We start from the raw sequence: 17,320 nt of genomic DNA, 5'->3' as shown, positions 1-17,320 counted from the left end.
CAGGGTCAGGATGACTTGCGTACCCTGAGATACCATTCGGAGAGCAGTCGCACCTGTTTACGGGTGTAGCCTTTCTCCATCATCCGTTCGACAAAGTTATCGTGCTTCTTCTGCTCCTCAGCCGAGGTTTTGCTGTTGAAGGAGATAACCGGCAGCAGCTCTTCCGTGTTGGAGAACATCTTCTTCTCGATCACGGTGCGCAGCTTCTCGTAACTGGTCCAGTTGGGGTTACGGCCTGCATTGTTTGCCCGGGCACGCAGCACGAAGTTGACGATTTCGTTACGGAAATCTTTCGGGTTGCTGATCCCGGCAGGTTTTTCAATTTTCTCCAGCTCGCTGTTGAGGGATGCTCTGTCAAACAGCTGGCCGGTTTCGGGGTCACGGTACTCCTGATCCTGGATCCAGAAGTCGGCGTAGGTGACGTAGCGATCGAAGATGTTCTGCCCGTACTCGGAGTAGGACTCGAGATAGGCAGTCTGGATCTCCTTGCCGATGAACTCCACATAGCGTGGGGTCAGATAGCCCTTGATGAACTCAAGGTAGCGATCGTGCAGCTCTTGCGGGAACTGCTCGCGCTCGATCTGTTGCTCCAGCACATAGAAGAGGTGCACCGGGTTGGCGGCCACTTCCGCGTGGTCGAAGTTGAAGACGCGGGAGAGGATCTTGAACGCAAAGCGGGTAGAGAGACCATTCATCCCTTCGTCCACACCGGCGTAGTCGCGATACTCCTGATAGCTCTTCGCCTTCGGATCGGTGTCTTTGAGGCTCTCGCCATCATAGACCCGCATCTTGGAGTAGATGCTGGAGTTTTCCGGCTCTTTCAGCCGTGACAACACCGAGAACTGGCCCAAGAGTTCAAGGGTGCCCGGAGCGCATTTGGCCTCGGTCAATTCGCTGTTGATCAGCAGCTTCTCGTAGATCTTCACCTCTTCCGAGACGCGCAGGCAGTAAGGCACCTTGACGATGTAAACCCGGTCGAGGAAGGCCTCGTTGTTCTTGTTGTTGCGGAACTGCTGCCACTCAGATTCGTTGGAGTGGGCCAGCAAGATGCCGTCAAAGGGTAGGGCAGAGAGACCTTCGGTACCGTTATAGTTTCCCTCCTGGGTTGCTGTCAGCAGCGGGTGCAGCACCTTGATGGGGGCCTTGAACATCTCCACAAACTCCATAACCCCCTGGTTCGCTTTACACAGCGCACCTGAGTAGGAGTAGGCATCGGCATCATCCTGGGCGAAGTGCTCCAGCATGCGGATGTCGACCTTGCCGACCAGTGAGGAGATATCCTGGTTGTTGTCATCACCCGGTTCCGTTTTGGCGATGGCAATCTGATCGAGGATGGAGGGGTTGACCTTCTCCACCTTGAACTTGGTGATGTCGCCGCCAAACTCGTGCAGGCGTTTGGCCACCCAGGGTGACATGATGGGACGCAGGTAACGGCGCGGGATGCCGTACTCTTTTTCCAGGATCTCCCCATCCTCTTCGATATCGAACAGGCAGAAGGGGTGATCGTTGACCGGTGAGCCCTTGATGCGATAGATGGGCACCTTCTGCATCAGGGATTTGAGTTTCTCTGCCAGCGAGGATTTACCGCCGCCAACGGGGCCCAGCAGATAGAGGATCTGTTTCTTCTCCTCCAGCCCCTGGGCGGAGTGTTTGAGGTAGGAGACGATCTGTTCGATGGCCTCTTCCATCCCGTAGAAATCCTTGAAGGCGGGATAGCGTGCCACGACGCGGTTGGAGAAGAGTCGGCTCAGTCTGGGGTTGGCTGAGGTGTCTACCATCTCCGGCTCACCAATGGCGGTCAGCAGACGTTCGGCTGCGGAGGCGTAGCAGGCTTTGTCCTGCTTACACATATCCAGGAACTCCTGGATGGTATATTCCTCTTCTCTCGCTTTTTCATATCGCTGTTGGTAATGCTCGAATATGCCCATAACTTTGCCCTCGTTATAGTCGCTTACCCTGAAAAAAGTGGATGACTGCTTTTGTGTTGTGCGCTTTTAAAGCCTAGTCAACAGACTCCAGTAATCCATCACGGTTGATAGGTTAAATTCTGAAGAAACCTGCCCGATCCTTGTGCGGGGAGGGTCAGTCAACAACACCGCTATGTTACTGACTGTTAAATTATTTTTGCCACGATAGTGAGGTAAATGTCAAAGACATAAAAAATAAATGTTTATGGGAAAGAGGGAACTTATTGCGAAAAGATTAAGGGGGTTGACGAAAGGCAATGGGGCTGCGGGTTGGCGGGGTTATGGATGAGAATGTCATTACGTGAACGTCAACGTAAATTACTTTGTTTGGAGTTTTGGCTCTAATTTTTACATTGACGCTACATTTTGAGTGCCCTAGATTGGCGATGTGTGAGCAGCAAGATGCTTTAGCAAGAGAGTTGACTGTTGCCTCACCAAGCTCTGTTTAAGCACGTTTCCGTTGGCTTGACCCTCGCAACCGCGAGGGTCTTCTTTTTCTGTGTCTGTAAACGCTTGTTTCTGCTGGTGGCTATTGACGCCGCCAGCACTCATCTAGCAAGGGTAGGCTTGTTGCACTGCCGCCAGGACGCGGGCAAACGGGTGGGCGGCCAACTGGCCTGCACCCGCCAGCGATTTGGCCTTGATCCGGCTGGCCAGCGGTGTGGTGATGCCGCACAGGAAACGGGCCAGAACACGCGCATCCACCGAACCTGTCTTGGCAATCAGCGGATCGCACCAGGCGCGGATCCCCGCCTCGTTTGGCATGGTCAGTGAGGGTAGGGGCTGGAGATGTGCCACCTCGCCGCGACAAACCGAACAGTGGCCACAATGAACCGGCGCCACCTCATCGGCAAAATAGCGGGCGAGGCGGTGGCTCAGGCACTCACTTGAGGTGAAAAAGTCGAGCATGGCTTGCAGTCTGGCCAGCTCGCTCCGCTCTTTTTGCTGGAACAGGGCGTGCAGGGCATTTGCTTCCTGCTCGTTGTCCCACCCCTGACGGGTGATCCGGTAGACCTCGGTCATCTGTTTGCTTTCAAGCTCGATCCAGCCTTGCTGCTGCAGGTAGTCGAGCGCCGCAACGGCCCGCTGCCGCTCCCCCTGATAGCCCTGCCAGAGGGCATCAAAGTCCATGGTGCACCAGCTGCGCGCTTGCGGGGCGCAGGTGAACAGCTGCTCCAGAAAATGGCGGCGATCCGGATTGAAGCGGCTCACTATCTCATCTTTATCCAGCACAAATTTGAAGCGGTAGTCGGCGTAATAGCTGTAGGCCGGGGTGATGATGCCCGCCATCTCCAGATAGACCAGCAGGGTTTTAAGGGGCAACTGGCGGATATTGGTGTCGTTGGAGAGGCGCAGCAGGGTGAATTCCCACTCGCTTCCACTCTGCTTGATGATGGCAAGAAGTTGGAGAATGGCACTCAAATCCGGCGTATCGCCGTAGACGAAGTTCTCCAGCACCGGCAGCTGGCTCTGGTTGGCCAGCACGATACAGCGCGATGGTTGGCCATCCCGTCCGGCGCGGCCAATCTCCTGGCTGTAGTTCTCGATGGATTTGGGCAGATCGTAGTGAATGACCCGCCGGATATCCGCTTTGTCGATCCCCATGCCAAAGGCGATGGTGGCGACGATGCAGTCCACCTTGCCCGCCATGAAGTCGTGCTGGATTTGACTGCGCAGCGCCGAGTCGAGTCCGGCATGATAGGCGCGGGCGTTGATCCCTTCTCTAATGAGTTGCTCGGCACAGGCTTCTGCGGTGTGTTGCAAGGTGACGTAGACGATGGTGGGGGCCGCCGGATCGTTGGCCAACTCCTGCGTGAGCCAGCTATCCCGCGCATCGGGCGCCAGGGGAATGACCGCCAGATCAAGATTGGGGCGATAGAAACCGGTAACCACGACCCCCTCCGGCGCGATGCCGAATTTGGTCTGCATATCCTGAATCACCGCCGGTGTGGCGGTGGCGGTGAGCAGCAGCACCTGCGGGATCTTCAGATCATGGCGATAGCTCGGCAGCTTGAGGTAGTCGGGGCGAAAGTTGTGGCCCCACTCAGAAATACAGTGAGCTTCGTCAACCACCAGCAGTGATAGGGGCACTTGCTGGATAAAACGGCGAAAACGCTCGTTCTTGAGTCGCTCTACCGAAATCATCAGGATCTTGAGCTGGCCATCCAGCGCCTGCTGCATCACTCGTCGACTCTCCTCCGGGCTCTGGCTTGAGTCGAGGGTAGCGGCGCTTATTCCCTTGCTTTTGAGGAAGGTGAGTTGATCGTGCATCAGCGCCAGCAGCGGCGAGATAACCAGGGTCAGGTGAGGCAGGGCGAGGGCAGGTAGCTGATAGCAGAGGGACTTGCCGGAGCCGGTGGGAAAGATGGCGGCGGCACTCTGACCTGCCAGCACCCGGCTGATCACCGCCTCCTGACCTGGTCTGAGTGCGGAGAAACCAAAATATTGGTTGAGCAGGGATGGGATCATGGCAAGGCTCCGCGGCAAATGGGGGATGATAGCACAGCGACACCGGTCACGGGTGGCACAGGAATGGTCGTGAGGGTGAGGGCAGAGAGTGTCGATAAAACGTACAAAAATGGGTGGTTGCGCTGTGGTTAAGGTTTTGTTGCGGTTTTTTGTGATGGAAACGGGATATTTTTTGGTGAGTCTCTGGAAAAAAAAGATGGCGAATGGGATATTCCGACATGCAATCCGGTGACTGGCGGATCGGCCCGACAGAAGGCTGGCCACAGACACCACATCCGGGCGACAGGGGTCTCCCGATGAGTGGTTGCAGACAGGACTCATGATTCATGCACTACGGTGCTTAGGGACTTTTTTGATGACACAACAACACCCCCTCCTTCGGCTGGTCAATAGCACCAGCCTGGTCAGCCAGATCCTGGTTGGTCTGGTATTTGGTATCTTGCTGGCACTGTTTGCGCCCGAGTGGGCGAAAACGGCAGGTCTGCTCGGCAGTCTGTTTGTTGGCGCACTGAAAGCAGTAGCCCCTCTCCTGGTATTCGTACTGGTGATGGCGGCCATCATTGGTCACAAGCAGGGTCAGAAGACCAATATTCGCCCGCTGCTGGCTCTCTACCTCTTTGGTACCTTCTCTGCGGCCGTGGTCGCGGTGATTGCCAGCTTCCTGTTCCCCTCCAACCTCCATCTGGTGGCCAATACTGCCGAGATCACCCCGCCAGGCGGGATCACCGAGGTGCTGCAGACCCTGCTGTTCAACGTGGTGACCAACCCGGTCAAGGCGCTGATGGATGCCAACTATATCGGGATCCTGGCGTGGGCCATCGGTCTGGGTATCGCCATGCGCCATGCCAACGAGAGCACCAAGGCGCTCATCACTGACCTGTCTCACGGTGTCTCCGCCATCGTGAAAGCGGTGATCCGCTGTGCTCCGCTCGGGATCCTGGGTCTGGTTGCCTCCACGCTGGCAGAGACCGGCTTTGACGCCCTGTTTGGCTATGCCCAACTGCTGGTGGTGCTGATCGGCTGCATGCTGTTTATCGCCTTCGTGGTCAACCCGTTGATCGTCTTCTGGAAGATCAAGCGCAACCCCTATCCGCTGGTGCTGACTTGCCTCAAAGAGAGCGGTGTGACCGCCTTCTTTACCCGCAGCTCTGCCGCCAACATCCCGGTCAACATGGCGCTCTGTGAAAAACTGCGCCTGCCCAAAGATACCTACGCTGTCTCCATCCCGCTGGGTGCCACCATCAACATGGCAGGTGCGGCCATCACCATCACTGTGCTCGCCATGGCGGCGGTACATACCCTGGGGATGGAAGTGGACATGGCAACGGCCGTGCTGCTCTCTGTGGTTGCCACCGTCAGTGCCTGTGGCGCGTCCGGTGTCGCCGGTGGCTCCTTGCTGCTGATCCCGCTGGCCTGTAGCCTGTTTGGTATCAGCAACGACATCGCCATGCAGGTGGTGGCCGTCGGCTTTATCATCGGCGTGTTGCAGGATTCTGCCGAGACAGCGCTGAACAGCTCCACCGACGTGCTGTTCACCGCCGCTGCTTGCATGGCCGAAGATGAAACCCTGCTGGATGTGGCTCCGGTACCGAGCCGCGAAGCCTGATCTCGCAACGGTCAGTTTCGCAACACACTTGCGCCCTCTTCGGAGGGCGCTTTTTATTGCCGGCTTTGCTCTGTATTCCTCTTTGATCAATTTCATTGGCTGATGTGCCGGACATTCTGTCGCCCTTCTCCAGGGCGCTGCCTTATCTTTATCCCTTCGAGTTGTGCTTCCTCCTTCTGTTGTGCGCTACACATTTTTGCCTGCTCTGCCAACAGCCGATTGCTATGGCTTACCCCAGATCTTCAAGACAATCACAGCATCACAGAAGAACGAAGATAGCTGGCTGCGGCAGATGAGCTCAACCCGTCCTATCAGACACGCCATCATGATTTGGTGAGGGGGAGTAAACGTGTTGGCGATATTGAGCTGCGGGTATGGGGGCGTCATGTTGATACCCGAAGTGCTCTGTCATGGCGCTGGTGAGCATGCAGATATCCAATAAGGTGGGGGAATAATAAGGAGAGAGCAGGGGAATCGCGGAGGCACAGATTGCAGAGATAAAAAAGCCAGCAGAGTGTTCGGCTGGCTTTTTGCTATCAGTGGCAGGTGGGGGATTAACCGACCAGCTGATAGAGGATGGCGGAGATGGCGATCATCCCCATCACAGCGACAAATACGTTGCTGATATGGCCCTGATATTTCGCCATGGCCGGTACGCGCTTGATGGCGTACATCGGCATGATGAACAGGATGGTAGCGATGATCGGGCCGCCCAAGGATTCAATCATGCCCAGGATGGAGGGGTTGGCAATGGCAGTGCCCCACAGGGTCAGGATGAAGAAGGCGATGATGAACATCTCGACTTTCTTGGCGTTCGGCTCTTTGCCGGACTTGCGCATGTTCTGCACGATCATCCCTTTCAGACCTTCACGGGCACCCAGATAGTGGCCGAAGAAGGAGGAAACGATGGCCACGAACGCAACCAGCGGACCAAAGTAGGAGATGATGGGGCTGGCATGCTGGTTGGCCAGATAGGAGAGCACGGCGATGTTCTGAGCCTTGGCTTCTGCCAGCTGGGCCGGTGTCAGGCTCATAACGCAGGAGAAGACGAAGAACATCACGAAGCCCAGCAGCACCATGGCGGTACGTTTGAGAATGGCATCGGCTTTCTCGACAGCCTGATCACCGTGGTCGCGGCGCTGGGCCAGGGAGAAGCTGGAGATAGCCGGGCTGTGGTTGAAGGAGAAGACCAGTACCGGGATGGTCAGCCACAGGGTAGTGGCGAAATCCTTGGCAGAGGGTACTTGCTCCAGCGCCGCGCCGGTCCAGTCCGGGATCAGGTAGAGGGAGATACCGGCCAGAATGGCGATCAGCGGATAAACCAGCAGCTCGGTCACTTTCAGCATCAGCTTTTCACCGGCCAGCATCACCGACATCATGCCCATGATCAGCACGATGGAGAGGATCCAGCGCGGCGGGGCACTCATCTGCAGCTGGTTGACCATAAAGCTTTCGACGGTGTTGGTGATACCCACGCCGTAGATCAGCACGATGGGGTAGATGGCGAAGAAGTAGAGCAGGGTGATTAATTTACCGGCACCCACGCCAAAGTGCTCTTCCACCACTTCGGTGATGTCTGCATTTGGCTTTTTGGAGGAGAGCACGAAGCGGGCCAGACCACGGTGGGCCAGATAGGTCATGGGACCTACCAGCAGCGCCATGACGACCAGCGGCCAGAAACCGCCCATACCCGCGTTGATCGGCAGGAACAGGATCCCCGCGCCAACCGCGGTCCCGAACAGACTGATGACCCAGGTAGAGTCGCGTTTTTCCCAACGAGTGGTTTGAGTTGAGCTGATCCCTTGCTCTGTTGACGCCGCAACTCCCTGCGTGCCAGTGACTGTGTTTGACATCTATCTCACCCCGAATGTGTGGTTCTTATTAAGTCGGCGCAAGGATACGGTTTTTCTAATCAAAAATGTTGATCAAATTCATCTTTACGGCACGAAAAACCGCACTTTCTTATGGAAATGTGATCAAAACAAGAAAAATTCAATTATTGTTTATCAATTGGCACGTTATTTTAGTGTTAATGATTAAATCTCGCTCAGCCAAATGTAGGTAAATTGTTATTTTGCGAGATGCTGGGCTAATTGGTTGATCATGCTGGCGGTAGCCCCCCAGATAAAGTGCTGTTGCCAGGGGATCCAGTAGATGGTGTGCGCTTTCCCCCCTCTGGAAAGGGTCAGGGGGATGTGGTTGCGCCGATCCAGCAGATGGGTCAGCGGCACTTCAAAGGCGTGATCCACCTCATCCGGACTCAGGATGAGGGGATAGTTGCCATCGAGCAGCCCCAGCACCGGCAGCACCTCGAATCGTGACACTGTATTGAGCGGGTTGAGGGTGCCGATCACTTCAATCAGCCGGGCCGGAATACCGAGCTCCTCTTCGGTCTCCCGCAGCGCCGTGGCAATCAGGTTTTCGTCGCCGGGATCCTGTCGCCCGCCGGGAAAGCTGATCTGCCCCCCATGATGACGTAGCCGTGGGCTGCGCCGGGTCAATAACACGCTGAGCCCCTCGTCGCGCATCACCACCGGGATCAACACCGCCGCCGGACTGAGCCCGCCGATGGCGAGGCGATGGGCCGGGGCGGGTCGCTGCAACTGGAAGCGGGTCAGCAGTTCGTGGCGATCCATGGCGGGGAGCTCTCCTGTGCGTTGGCCAGACAGTGGGGAGGGTTACAGCGCCGACAGCGGCGGCAGGATGCGGGCAACCTTGTCATAGGTCTCCTGATATTCGCTGTCGGCGTCGGAGTCGGCGATGATGCCGCCACCGGCCCAGCAGTGCAGACGACCCGCTTCGGCGATCAGAGTGCGAATGCAGATGCTGGTATCCATCCGGCCATGCTGGCTGAGATAGCCGATGCTGCCGCAATAGGCATTGCGGCGCTGTGGCTCCAGCTCTTCGATGATCTCCATGGCGCGGATCTTGGGGGCGCCGGTGATGGAGCCACCCGGGAAACAGGCCCGCAGCAGATCGACCCCTTGCCAGCGTGCATCCAGCTCACCATGGATGGTGGAGACCAGATGATGTACCGCCGGAAACGACTCCACCGCAAAAAGATGAGGCACGCTGACCGAGCCAGGCCGGCTGACCCGACCGATATCGTTGCGCAGCAGATCAACGATCATCAGATTCTCTGATCTGTCCTTGTCCGCCTGCGCCAGCTCCCGCGCGACTTGCCGATCTGTGGCCGGATCGGGGTGGCGAGGGCGAGTGCCCTTGATGGGTTTGGTTTCGATATGACGGCCATCGAGCAGCAGGAACCGCTCGGGGGAGAGGCTCAGCAGCGCACTCTCCGGCAGGCGGATAAAGGCTGAGAAGGGTGCCTTGTTGGCGGTTGCCAGCAGGCAGTAGGCCTGCCACTCATCCCCCTGATAGGGGGCGCTGAAACGCTGGGTCAGGTTGATCTGGTAGCAATCCCCCGCGGCAAGGTATGCCTGAATGCGGGCAAACTTCTCGCCATACTCGGCGCGGCTCATATTGCTCTGCCACGCCCCCAGCAAGGCAAAAGCGGGGGCCGGTTTGGCCTGCTGCTGTTCAAGCCAGGCCAGCCGGGTGGCAAGGCCTGCTTTATCCCCCCAGTGCACCAGCTGCCAGTCGCCGGTCGCCACATTGCGCAGCAGCGCCCAGTCGTAGATGCCCACCGCCATGTCTGGCACCGCGATATCGGCGGCGGCCTGCACTGGCAGTCGCTCGAAGCGACGGCCCAGATCATAGCCAAACAGGCCGAGGGCGCCGCCAATAAAGGGTAGGTGAGTGGCACACAGATCCAGCTCCCCCAGCAGCTGTTGCTGGGTATGAGCCAGCAGGGCGAGGGGGTCTTCGTGGTGTTTGCTGATATTCGCCTTGACACGCAGAGTGGTCACTTCGCCGCGGGTTTCGAGGGTCGCCAGCGGATCGGCAGTGATGATATCAAAGCCGTTATCAGCGCCGAGTGGCCCCGCCGATTCCAGCAACATGGCCCACGGCTGATGTTGCAGGCGGGCAAAAAGCTGATGGAGCTCAGCACTATGGTCTAGATGATGGATATGAAGTGTTGGCGTCATTTTATGTTACACAGGCAACAGTTTGGTTCCCGAACCCTAGTCGGTGCTGGTGGGCAAGCGTATCATAGGTGTCGGTGACTTAAGAAAAAACTGCCGTGTCGTTCGTTTTTTGCTGGTTGATAGTTTTTAGCCAGCACGTCAGCACGGCCCATCATATGGAAGCCCTTGCCCTGCTCCGTGGCAGAGACAAGGACCAGTGAGGATGATATGAGCATTATAAAAAAACAGGATTTCATCGATTCTATCGCAGATGCCCTCCAGTACATCTCCTATTACCACCCGTTGGATTTTGTTCAGGCTGCCAAAGCGGCGTATGACCGCGAGGCCAACCCGGCCGCCAAAGATGCGCTGGCCCAGATCCTGATCAACTCCCGCATGTCCGCCGAAGGTCATCGTCCGCTCTGCCAGGACACCGGCATCGTGACCTGTTTCGTCAAAATTGGTATGCAAGTCCAGTGGGACAGCGACATGACGGTGCAGGAGATGGTGGACGAAGGGACCCGTCGTGCCTACACCAATCCTGACAACCCGCTGCGCGCCTCCGTGCTGGCCGATCCGGCCGGCAGTCGCAAAAACACCAAAGACAACGCCCCTGCCGTGGTCCATATCGACATGATCCCCGGCAACAAGGTGGAAGTGAGCATCGCGGCCAAAGGCGGCGGCTCCGAGAACAAATCCAAGATGGTGATGCTCAACCCCTCTGACGATATCGTCGAGTGGGTACTGAAAACCGTGCCGACCATGGGTGCTGGCTGGTGCCCGCCCGGCATGCTGGGCATCGGCATCGGCGGTACTGCCGAGAAAGCGGCGGTGCTGGCCAAAGAGGCTCTGATGGAGCACATCGACATTCAGGAGCTGATCGCTCGTGGCCCGCAAACCACCGAAGAGAAGCTGCGGGTCGAGCTCTACGACAAGGTCAACAAGCTGGGGATCGGTGCCCAGGGGTTGGGCGGCCTCACTACCGTGCTGGATGTGAAGGTGAAATCTGCGCCGACTCACGCCGCCTCCAAGCCGGTGGTGATGATCCCCAACTGCGCCGCGACTCGCCACGTTCACTTCGAGCTGGATGGTTCAGGCCCTGCCGAACTGACTCCGCCGAAACTGAGTGACTGGCCGGAGATCACCCGTGAAGCGGGTGGCAACGTGCGCCGCGTCAACGTCGATGGCATCACCAAGGCCGAGCTGGCCAGCTGGAAGAGCGGTGATACCGTACTGCTCTCCGGCAAGATCCTCACCGGTCGCGACGCCGCCCACAAGCGTATCGCCGACATGCTGAAAAATGGCGAAGGGCTGCCTGAAGGGGTCGATTTCACAAACCGCTTCATCTATTACGTTGGCCCGGTCGATGCGGTGCGTGACGAAGTAGTTGGCCCGGCTGGCCCCACCACCTCTACCCGGATGGACAAGTTCACCGACATGATGCTGGGTGAAACTGGCCTTATCGGCATGATCGGCAAGTCCGAGCGTGGTCCGAAAACCGTCGAGAGCATCAAGCAGCACAAGGCCGTCTATCTGATGGCGGTGGGCGGCGCCGCCTATCTGGTGGCCAAGGCGATCAAGAAGGCGCGCGTGGTAGCTTTTGCCGATCTCGGCATGGAAGCGATCTACGAGTTTGAAGTGGAAGATATGCCGGTGACCGTAGCGGTCGACTCCGAGGGTAACAACATCCACGAAACCGGCCCGGCCTACTGGTCGGCCAAGATTGCCGAGCTGGACGGCAAGCTCTCCTCCTGAGTGACCATTTCCGCTGCCGGTTAACGACATCGGCCATGTAAACAAGGCGCATCCATCCGGATGCGCCTTTTTGCTTTGGCTGGCCTGTTATGGGCTCATCAGGTTGGCCGTTTGTGGCAAGCGGGCATAAAAAAGGATGGCGTGACGCCATCCTTTTTCGTTGTGCTTGTGCTCTGGTAGTAGACAGCAGAGCAATCGCCCTTGGCTTTAGGCCTTTTTCAGGTAGGCCGCAACCAGAACGATCTGCACGCCGTTGACCTTGCCTTCAATATGGAGCGGGTTGTTGGTCAGACGGATGCCCTTGACCAGGGTGCCGCGCTTGGCGGTAAAACCGGCACCTTTCACGTCCAGATCCTTGATCAGGGTAACGGAGTCGCCCTCTTGCAGCACGGCGCCATTGGAGTCAACTGTCGGTACGTTGTCGTCATCTTCGTCAGCAATACCAGCTTCAGCCCAGGCCTTGGCTTCGTCTTCCATGTACATCATGTCCAGCAGATCCTGAGCCCACACTTCACCCTTGCCGGAGAGTGCTTTGAGCTGGCGCCATGCCATCACCTGCACCGCAGGCACCTGGCTCCACATGCTGTCACTCAGGCAACGCCAGTGGTTGACCACCAGGGTATCCGGTTGTTCCAGCTGACCACGGCAGGTGTCACAGATAGCAACGCTGTGATCATCGTCGCTGGCGGGGGAGTGAGGCACCACGAAGGCGGTCAGCGCCTGCTCGGCGCTGCACAGTTCACACTTGGCGCCCGCGCGCGCTTGCAGAATGGCGTTGATGGTCATGTTGTTGGTCCCATAGCTAGTGTAAAGCGTCCCGCGTTGGCGGGGCGCGTGAAAGAGGGGGCGGAATATAGCATAAAACCCCGTACTTTGTCAGGTCTGCCCTGGCTCACAGGGTGGGTGGTGCTGTTGCGCGGCGCTGATACGTCAGGTATTGAGAGTGCAATTTGAAGCGGGATCGCTAGAATGAGCCTCCTTTTTGACTGCAAGGCAGGGGCATTCGTGCTGGCTCAACGTTTTCAACAACTGGATCGACTGCTCACCCGCTACCAACGCTGGTGGCAATATCAGCCATATCATCATCTGACCATGGCCTTTGCCGATGAGGCGCCCGAACTGGCGGCGTTGCTCAATGGGCTGACGCTCTGCCAGTTGGCAGAGCTCGATGCGGATATGGATGCACTCAGCACGCTGCTTGCCCCTTGGATTGCCGAGGGAGCCGAGCTGCAGCAACTCAGCCAGCTTGCCCCGTTTACCCCGGAGCCCATCACTTGCAGCAAGGAGATGGCGCTGCATATGCCGGGGCGCAAGCAGGCCCAGATCGAGTCGTTCACCGCCTGTCTGCCGGCCCATCAGGGCCCCTATCTGGAGTGGTGTGCCGGCAAGGGGCATCTTGGGCGGCTGGTGTCACTTCATCGACAGGCTCCGATCCTCAGTCTGGAGTTGCAAGGGCAGCTTTGTGACGAAGGTCGGCTGCTGGCCGAGCGGGATGGCGCCAATATGACCTTTACCTGCGCCGATGCCTTTGCCCCCGAGTCGGCGGTGCTGATCGCCCCCGAACATCATGCCATGGCACTCCATGCCTGCGGTGAGCTGCACACCCATCTGCTGGAGCGGGTGGCCGAGCGCGGTGCCCGCGGAGTGACCATCTCTCCCTGTTGTTACCACCTGATCCGCAGCAGCCACTATCGCCCGCTGTCGGCCGCGGCCAATGCCAGCGAGCTGGTGTTGAGCAAGGCGGATCTCAAGTTGCCGCTACAGGAGACGGTGACTGGCGGTGCGCGGATCGCTCGCCTGCGTGAGCAGGAAGTGGTGTGGCGGCTCGGGTTTGACTGCCTGCAGCGTCAGGTGCGCGGTGTGGATGAGTATCTGCCGGTGCCCAATATGCAAAAGAGCCTGTTGACCGGCACATTTGAGGCATTCTGCGTTTGGGCTGCTGAACGCAAAGGGATTGTGCTGCCCGCCGGGCTGGACTACCCCGCCTGGTTGGAACACGGGGAGCGCCGCTTTGGTGATGTTGCCCGCATGGAACTGGTGCGCCACCTGTTTCGCCGTCCCCTCGAGATCTGGCTGGCGCTGGATCGCGCGCTCTTTTTGCAAGAGCAGGGCTATCGGGTCGAAGTGGGGGAGTTCTGTGCCAAACCCATGACCCCGCGCAATATCCTGATCCGTGCCGTGCGTGCCTGACATCCGGCTATTTTGAGCATTTTTCTTGAACATTGATGATGGCTGACAGGTTGAGCCTGCCAGCCATTTTTTTTCATCACGAACAATGACCGTATGGCTGGTCACCTGGCCGTCTCAACTGTTCTAAAAATGGGCGACAGATCACGCTCTGGTGTTTTCGTTTGGGTTCCTTTTCTTTGTTTCAGCTGCACTGAACATCACAAGGTGAAATGGCTCACAAATTCTGCTTATTTCTTAATTCTCATCGTGAATTTAGTTGTTGAAACACCTACTCTTGGAACGCATTAATTCAAACAAGGACGATAAACATGTTCAAACCCAAGCGTTGTGCCTGGCTGATCGCTGCCGCCTGCGCATTGCCAAGCTATGCCGCAATGAGTGCAGCCATGAATATTCAACCCGACCCGCAAAATGCGGGAGGATATGTGATTGCGGCCCCGGATCTGGCCGCCATGGAAAAAGCCAAGACGGCTAATCCCATGTATGCAATATGGGCCAAGGCATTGGCGACCCGGTCAAATAAAATCGTTGATGCCATTGAACCGGGTCTGGCAAGCAATCCTGACAACGTAAAACGGGTTGAACGGGTATTTCCCCAATCTGAATGGGAATATTTAACCCAGATGGCAGCGCCGGAATATACTTATGTCCGCTTCTTGCGAGCCATCGGTAAATTCCCTGCGTTCTGTGGCGAATATACTGACGGGCGTGATTCTGATGCGATCTGTAAAAAATCCATCGTGACCGCCTTTGCCCACTTCTCTCAGGAGACCGGTGGCCATATTGCCAAGGAGAACGTCTCCGATAACCCGCTGGGGCTGGAGGAGTGGCAACAGGCGCTGGTGCATGTGCGGGAGATGGGCTGGTCAGAGGGACAGACCGGCTATACCACCGGCTGTGGCCAGAACGACTGGCAGAACAAGAAGTGGCCTTGCAGCACGGGTCAGGGGTACTTCGGCCGCGGCGCCAAGCAGCTTTCTTACCACTTCAACTACGGTGCCTTCTCCGAGGCGATGTTTGATGGTGATGCCTCCGTGCTGCTCAACAACCCGGGGCTGGTGGCGGACTCCTGGCTTAACCTCGCTTCTGCCATCTGGTTTTTCCTCACCCCGCAGGCCCCGAAACCGGCCATGCTGCACGTGATTGATCGTACCTGGGTACCCTCCAAACGGGAAGCTGACGCCGGTATCGGCTATGGCTTTGGCACAACCATAAACGTCATCAACGGCGGCATCGAGTGTGGCGAGCAGAACAAGGACAAGGGGCAGCCGGTCAATCGCATCCGCTACTGGGAAGGGCTGGCCAACCACTACCAGATCCCGATCAAGGCGGATGAGAAGAACACCTGCTGGCAGCAGACTCCCTATGGCAGCCTCAATCTCAACGGCGCTACCGACGTGCTCTACACCAACTGGGATGGCAACTGGAAATATTATCCGGATCGCCCGGGCGGTTACTCCTTCGAGTGCGAGCTGGTGGGCTTCCAGACCGCTTATTCTGCGCTGGTGCCGGGTGATTACGAGAAGTGCGTGACCAACTTCTACGGCTCCCACGCCAACTGGCCGAAAGTGCGGATCGTCGCCAAGCTCGATCCCGCCCCGGTCGATCCGGTTGACCCGCCGGTTGATGGTCAGCCTGCCTGGGATGCCAGCAAGGTCTATACCGCTGGCAGCAAGGTGAGCTACAAGGGCGCCGTCTATCAGGCCAAATGGTGGACTCAGGGGGATGATCCCGCCAAAGGTGGCCCCTGGGTTGTAGTTCCTGCCAAATAAGATGGCGTAATTTAACTCCCAAAGAGGAGAGGGGGGATAACTCCTTCTCCTCGTTAATTATCAACAGTGCATCACTGAATATTATCTTGTATTTTTAATGGTGCTTATGTTCTAACTGATAAGGTGAGTTTCTATCTGAAATTTGAAATGGTGTTGAAGCAAAGTTAAGAATAAAATTTATATTCAGGTTCGTTAGCCCCCATAAACTAGCATCTTATGATGAGCGTAGTGCGCTACTTGCGAATACATTTTCCACCATAAAATGAAACCTCTCATTGCGAATATGAGGAGTATTTTCTCTATTGGTAAACTGTCATTTATCACCTGAAATGGTGAGGTCTTGCTATATCACTCTGATTTATCTCGGTACATTGTCGCTTATTCTCTTGAGAAAATAGATGTAAACGGCCGGTTTATATTGGTAATCTCTTTGGCTTGTGCAAAATTGCAACGAGGGGGCGAGGTGAAGGGGGGGTGTCATTGCGGGGCGATCCGTTATGAGGTGCTGACTGCACCTTTTGCAGCCGATTTTTGTCACTGTCGGGATTGCCAGCACACCACGGGGGCACCGGTCGGGGCCTGGATGGACTTTCGCGCCGAAGAGGTGCAGTGGTTATGCGGCAAACCGACCGAGTATGCGTCTTCAGATTTTATCCGCCGGGGATTTTGCGCCGAGTGTGGCTCCTCCCTTACATATCGCAGTACCCAGTACCCTGAGTATCTCACGTTGGCCATCACCTCCCTCGATAATCCGGATGCTGTTGCGCCAACCTACCACATCCATACCGAAAGCCAGCTTCCCTGGTTGCCGATCCAGGACGAGTATCCCCGTTATCCCAAAGGGAAGTAACCCCAACAAAGGAGGTTGGCATGGAGCTGGTCGTTATCCGCCATGGCGAGACGCAAGCCAATGCGGAAGGACGGTATCAGGGTGCACTGGATATCGGGCTTAATAAGAGTGGCCAGAGGCACATTGCCCGATTGGCTGACGAGATAGCGGCCACTCAGGCCCCGTTCGATCGGCTGCTGGCGTCCCCGCTGCTGCGAACAAGGGAGAGCGCTGCCATCTTGTCTCGTCAGTTGGGATTGCCTGTGGAACTTGTGCCTGCCTTTCGTGAGCGGGATGTCGGCCTGTTTGAAGGGCTAACGCAGGTAGAGGCAAGAACACGCTATCCCGAACTGTGGGCGCGCAATATCACCCGGCGCTGGGCTGAAGCTCCTCCCGGTGGTGAAACCATTGATGAGGTGATTGCCCGGGTCTCGCAGGGACTCACGGAACTTGCTTCGACCATGCAAGGGGAGCGGGTATTGCTGGTGGCGCACGGTGTGGTCGCCAAGGTGATCCGCGCTGTAACGATGGCCGGTTTTGATGACTTCTTAGAGTGGCAATTGCCCAACGGCGGCATGCTGTCGGTGAGGCTCTCTCTGGCTGATGACGGCCCACTGCGCTTTAGCCGTCCCCTTGATGGTGGTGATTGAAGAGTGCACCAAAAACAGGACGAAAAAAGCGCTACCGAAGAGAGTAGCGCTGCT

12 protein-coding genes are annotated in these 17,320 nt (G+C 57.1%); 6 read left to right on the top strand and 6 right to left on the bottom strand.

The annotated features are described in order from the left end of the window. Positions 1–5: 5 nt before the first annotated feature. Both ACW5XC_RS07060 and ACW5XC_RS07055 read right to left on the bottom strand, forming a co-directional pair. Positions 6–1,928, bottom strand: coding sequence for a PrkA family serine protein kinase (locus tag ACW5XC_RS07060; RefSeq protein WP_005333223.1), 1,923 nt, complete (start codon positions 1,926–1,928; stop codon positions 6–8). A gap of 591 nt (positions 1,929–2,519) precedes the next feature. Beyond that, on the bottom strand, positions 2,520–4,436 hold the full coding sequence (locus ACW5XC_RS07055; RefSeq protein WP_042053736.1) for a RecQ family ATP-dependent DNA helicase: 1,917 nt from the start codon (positions 4,434–4,436) through the stop codon (positions 2,520–2,522). Positions 4,437–4,791: 355 nt separating this feature from the next. Between ACW5XC_RS07055 and sstT the strand changes: the two genes are divergently transcribed. Beyond that, positions 4,792–6,042: a serine/threonine transporter SstT gene (gene sstT, locus ACW5XC_RS07050; protein ID WP_005345324.1), complete on the top strand. Its 1,251-nt coding sequence runs from the start codon at positions 4,792–4,794 to the stop codon at positions 6,040–6,042. A 554-nt stretch (positions 6,043–6,596) separates the two neighbouring features. Here sstT and ACW5XC_RS07045 read toward each other — a convergent pair. The 3 genes from ACW5XC_RS07045 to pabB all read right to left on the bottom strand — a co-directional run bounded on the left by ACW5XC_RS07045 (position 6,597) and on the right by pabB (position 10,004). Continuing rightward, positions 6,597–7,895 carry a serine/threonine transporter gene (locus ACW5XC_RS07045; RefSeq protein WP_005345325.1) on the bottom strand — a complete coding sequence of 433 codons (1,299 nt, stop codon included), beginning with the start codon at positions 7,893–7,895 and terminating at the stop codon, positions 6,597–6,599. A gap of 216 nt (positions 7,896–8,111) precedes the next feature. Continuing rightward, positions 8,112–8,678, bottom strand: coding sequence for a CoA pyrophosphatase (locus tag ACW5XC_RS07040; RefSeq protein WP_005351753.1), 567 nt, complete (start codon positions 8,676–8,678; stop codon positions 8,112–8,114). 42 nt (positions 8,679–8,720) lie between these two features. Next, positions 8,721–10,004 (bottom strand): aminodeoxychorismate synthase component I, encoded by a 1,284-nt coding sequence (gene pabB / locus ACW5XC_RS07035; protein ID WP_042053733.1) that lies wholly within the window; start codon positions 10,002–10,004, stop codon positions 8,721–8,723. 294 nt (positions 10,005–10,298) lie between these two features. On the opposite strand from pabB, the gene ACW5XC_RS07030 reads away from it, so the two are divergent. Then, positions 10,299–11,825: a fumarate hydratase gene (locus tag ACW5XC_RS07030; RefSeq protein ID WP_005351759.1), complete on the top strand. Its 1,527-nt coding sequence runs from the start codon at positions 10,299–10,301 to the stop codon at positions 11,823–11,825. 207 nt (positions 11,826–12,032) lie between these two features. Here the strand turns inward: ACW5XC_RS07030 and ACW5XC_RS07025 are convergent, their stop codons facing one another. Continuing rightward, positions 12,033–12,611, bottom strand: a complete 579-nt coding sequence (locus ACW5XC_RS07025; RefSeq protein ID WP_042053731.1) for a PhnA domain-containing protein — start codon at positions 12,609–12,611, stop codon at positions 12,033–12,035. 183 nt (positions 12,612–12,794) lie between these two features. Here ACW5XC_RS07025 and ACW5XC_RS07020 point away from each other — a divergent pair, with 183 nt between their 5' ends. From ACW5XC_RS07020 to ACW5XC_RS07005, 4 genes are all read left to right on the top strand, one after another. Next, a complete protein-coding gene (locus tag ACW5XC_RS07020) occupies positions 12,795–14,015 on the top strand; it encodes a methyltransferase (RefSeq protein ID WP_042053730.1) in 1,221 nt (406 codons plus the stop codon). A gap of 308 nt (positions 14,016–14,323) precedes the next feature. Continuing rightward, the gene (locus ACW5XC_RS07015) at positions 14,324–15,787 is read left to right on the top strand and encodes a chitinase (RefSeq protein WP_074042624.1); all 1,464 of its coding nucleotides are present in this window, start codon (positions 14,324–14,326) and stop codon (positions 15,785–15,787) included. A gap of 463 nt (positions 15,788–16,250) precedes the next feature. Then, the gene (locus tag ACW5XC_RS07010) at positions 16,251–16,637 is read left to right on the top strand and encodes a GFA family protein (RefSeq protein WP_080771386.1); all 387 of its coding nucleotides are present in this window, start codon (positions 16,251–16,253) and stop codon (positions 16,635–16,637) included. A gap of 20 nt (positions 16,638–16,657) precedes the next feature. Beyond that, positions 16,658–17,266: a histidine phosphatase family protein gene (locus ACW5XC_RS07005; protein WP_042053727.1), complete on the top strand. Its 609-nt coding sequence runs from the start codon at positions 16,658–16,660 to the stop codon at positions 17,264–17,266. The last annotated feature ends 54 nt before the right edge of the window (positions 17,267–17,320 follow it).

The organism is Aeromonas sp. 25-AL00135, assembly GCF_054052385.1.
Note: the sequence above shows the minus strand (reverse complement) of the source record. Positions and strands in the feature narration are given on the sequence as shown.

Excerpts from the sequence above, each read along its gene's own strand:
- ACW5XC_RS07040 (WP_005351753.1), bottom strand. The coding sequence starts at position 8,678 with ATGGATCGCCACGAACTGCTGACCCGCTTCCAGTTGCAGCGACCCGCC.
- ACW5XC_RS07020 (WP_042053730.1), top strand. The coding sequence starts at position 12,795 with ATGAGCCTCCTTTTTGACTGCAAGGCAGGGGCATTCGTGCTGGCTCAA.
- sstT (WP_005345324.1), top strand. The coding sequence starts at position 4,792 with ATGACACAACAACACCCCCTCCTTCGGCTGGTCAATAGCACCAGCCTG.
- ACW5XC_RS07055 (WP_042053736.1), bottom strand. The coding sequence starts at position 4,436 with ATGATCCCATCCCTGCTCAACCAATATTTTGGTTTCTCCGCACTCAGA.
- ACW5XC_RS07025 (WP_042053731.1), bottom strand. The coding sequence starts at position 12,611 with ATGACCATCAACGCCATTCTGCAAGCGCGCGCGGGCGCCAAGTGTGAA.
- ACW5XC_RS07030 (WP_005351759.1), top strand. The coding sequence starts at position 10,299 with ATGAGCATTATAAAAAAACAGGATTTCATCGATTCTATCGCAGATGCC.
- ACW5XC_RS07045 (WP_005345325.1), bottom strand. The coding sequence starts at position 7,895 with ATGTCAAACACAGTCACTGGCACGCAGGGAGTTGCGGCGTCAACAGAG.
- ACW5XC_RS07060 (WP_005333223.1), bottom strand. The coding sequence starts at position 1,928 with ATGGGCATATTCGAGCATTACCAACAGCGATATGAAAAAGCGAGAGAA.
- ACW5XC_RS07005 (WP_042053727.1), top strand. The coding sequence starts at position 16,658 with ATGGAGCTGGTCGTTATCCGCCATGGCGAGACGCAAGCCAATGCGGAA.
- ACW5XC_RS07015 (WP_074042624.1), top strand. The coding sequence starts at position 14,324 with ATGTTCAAACCCAAGCGTTGTGCCTGGCTGATCGCTGCCGCCTGCGCA.
- pabB (WP_042053733.1), bottom strand. The coding sequence starts at position 10,004 with ATGTTGCTGGAATCGGCGGGGCCACTCGGCGCTGATAACGGCTTTGAT.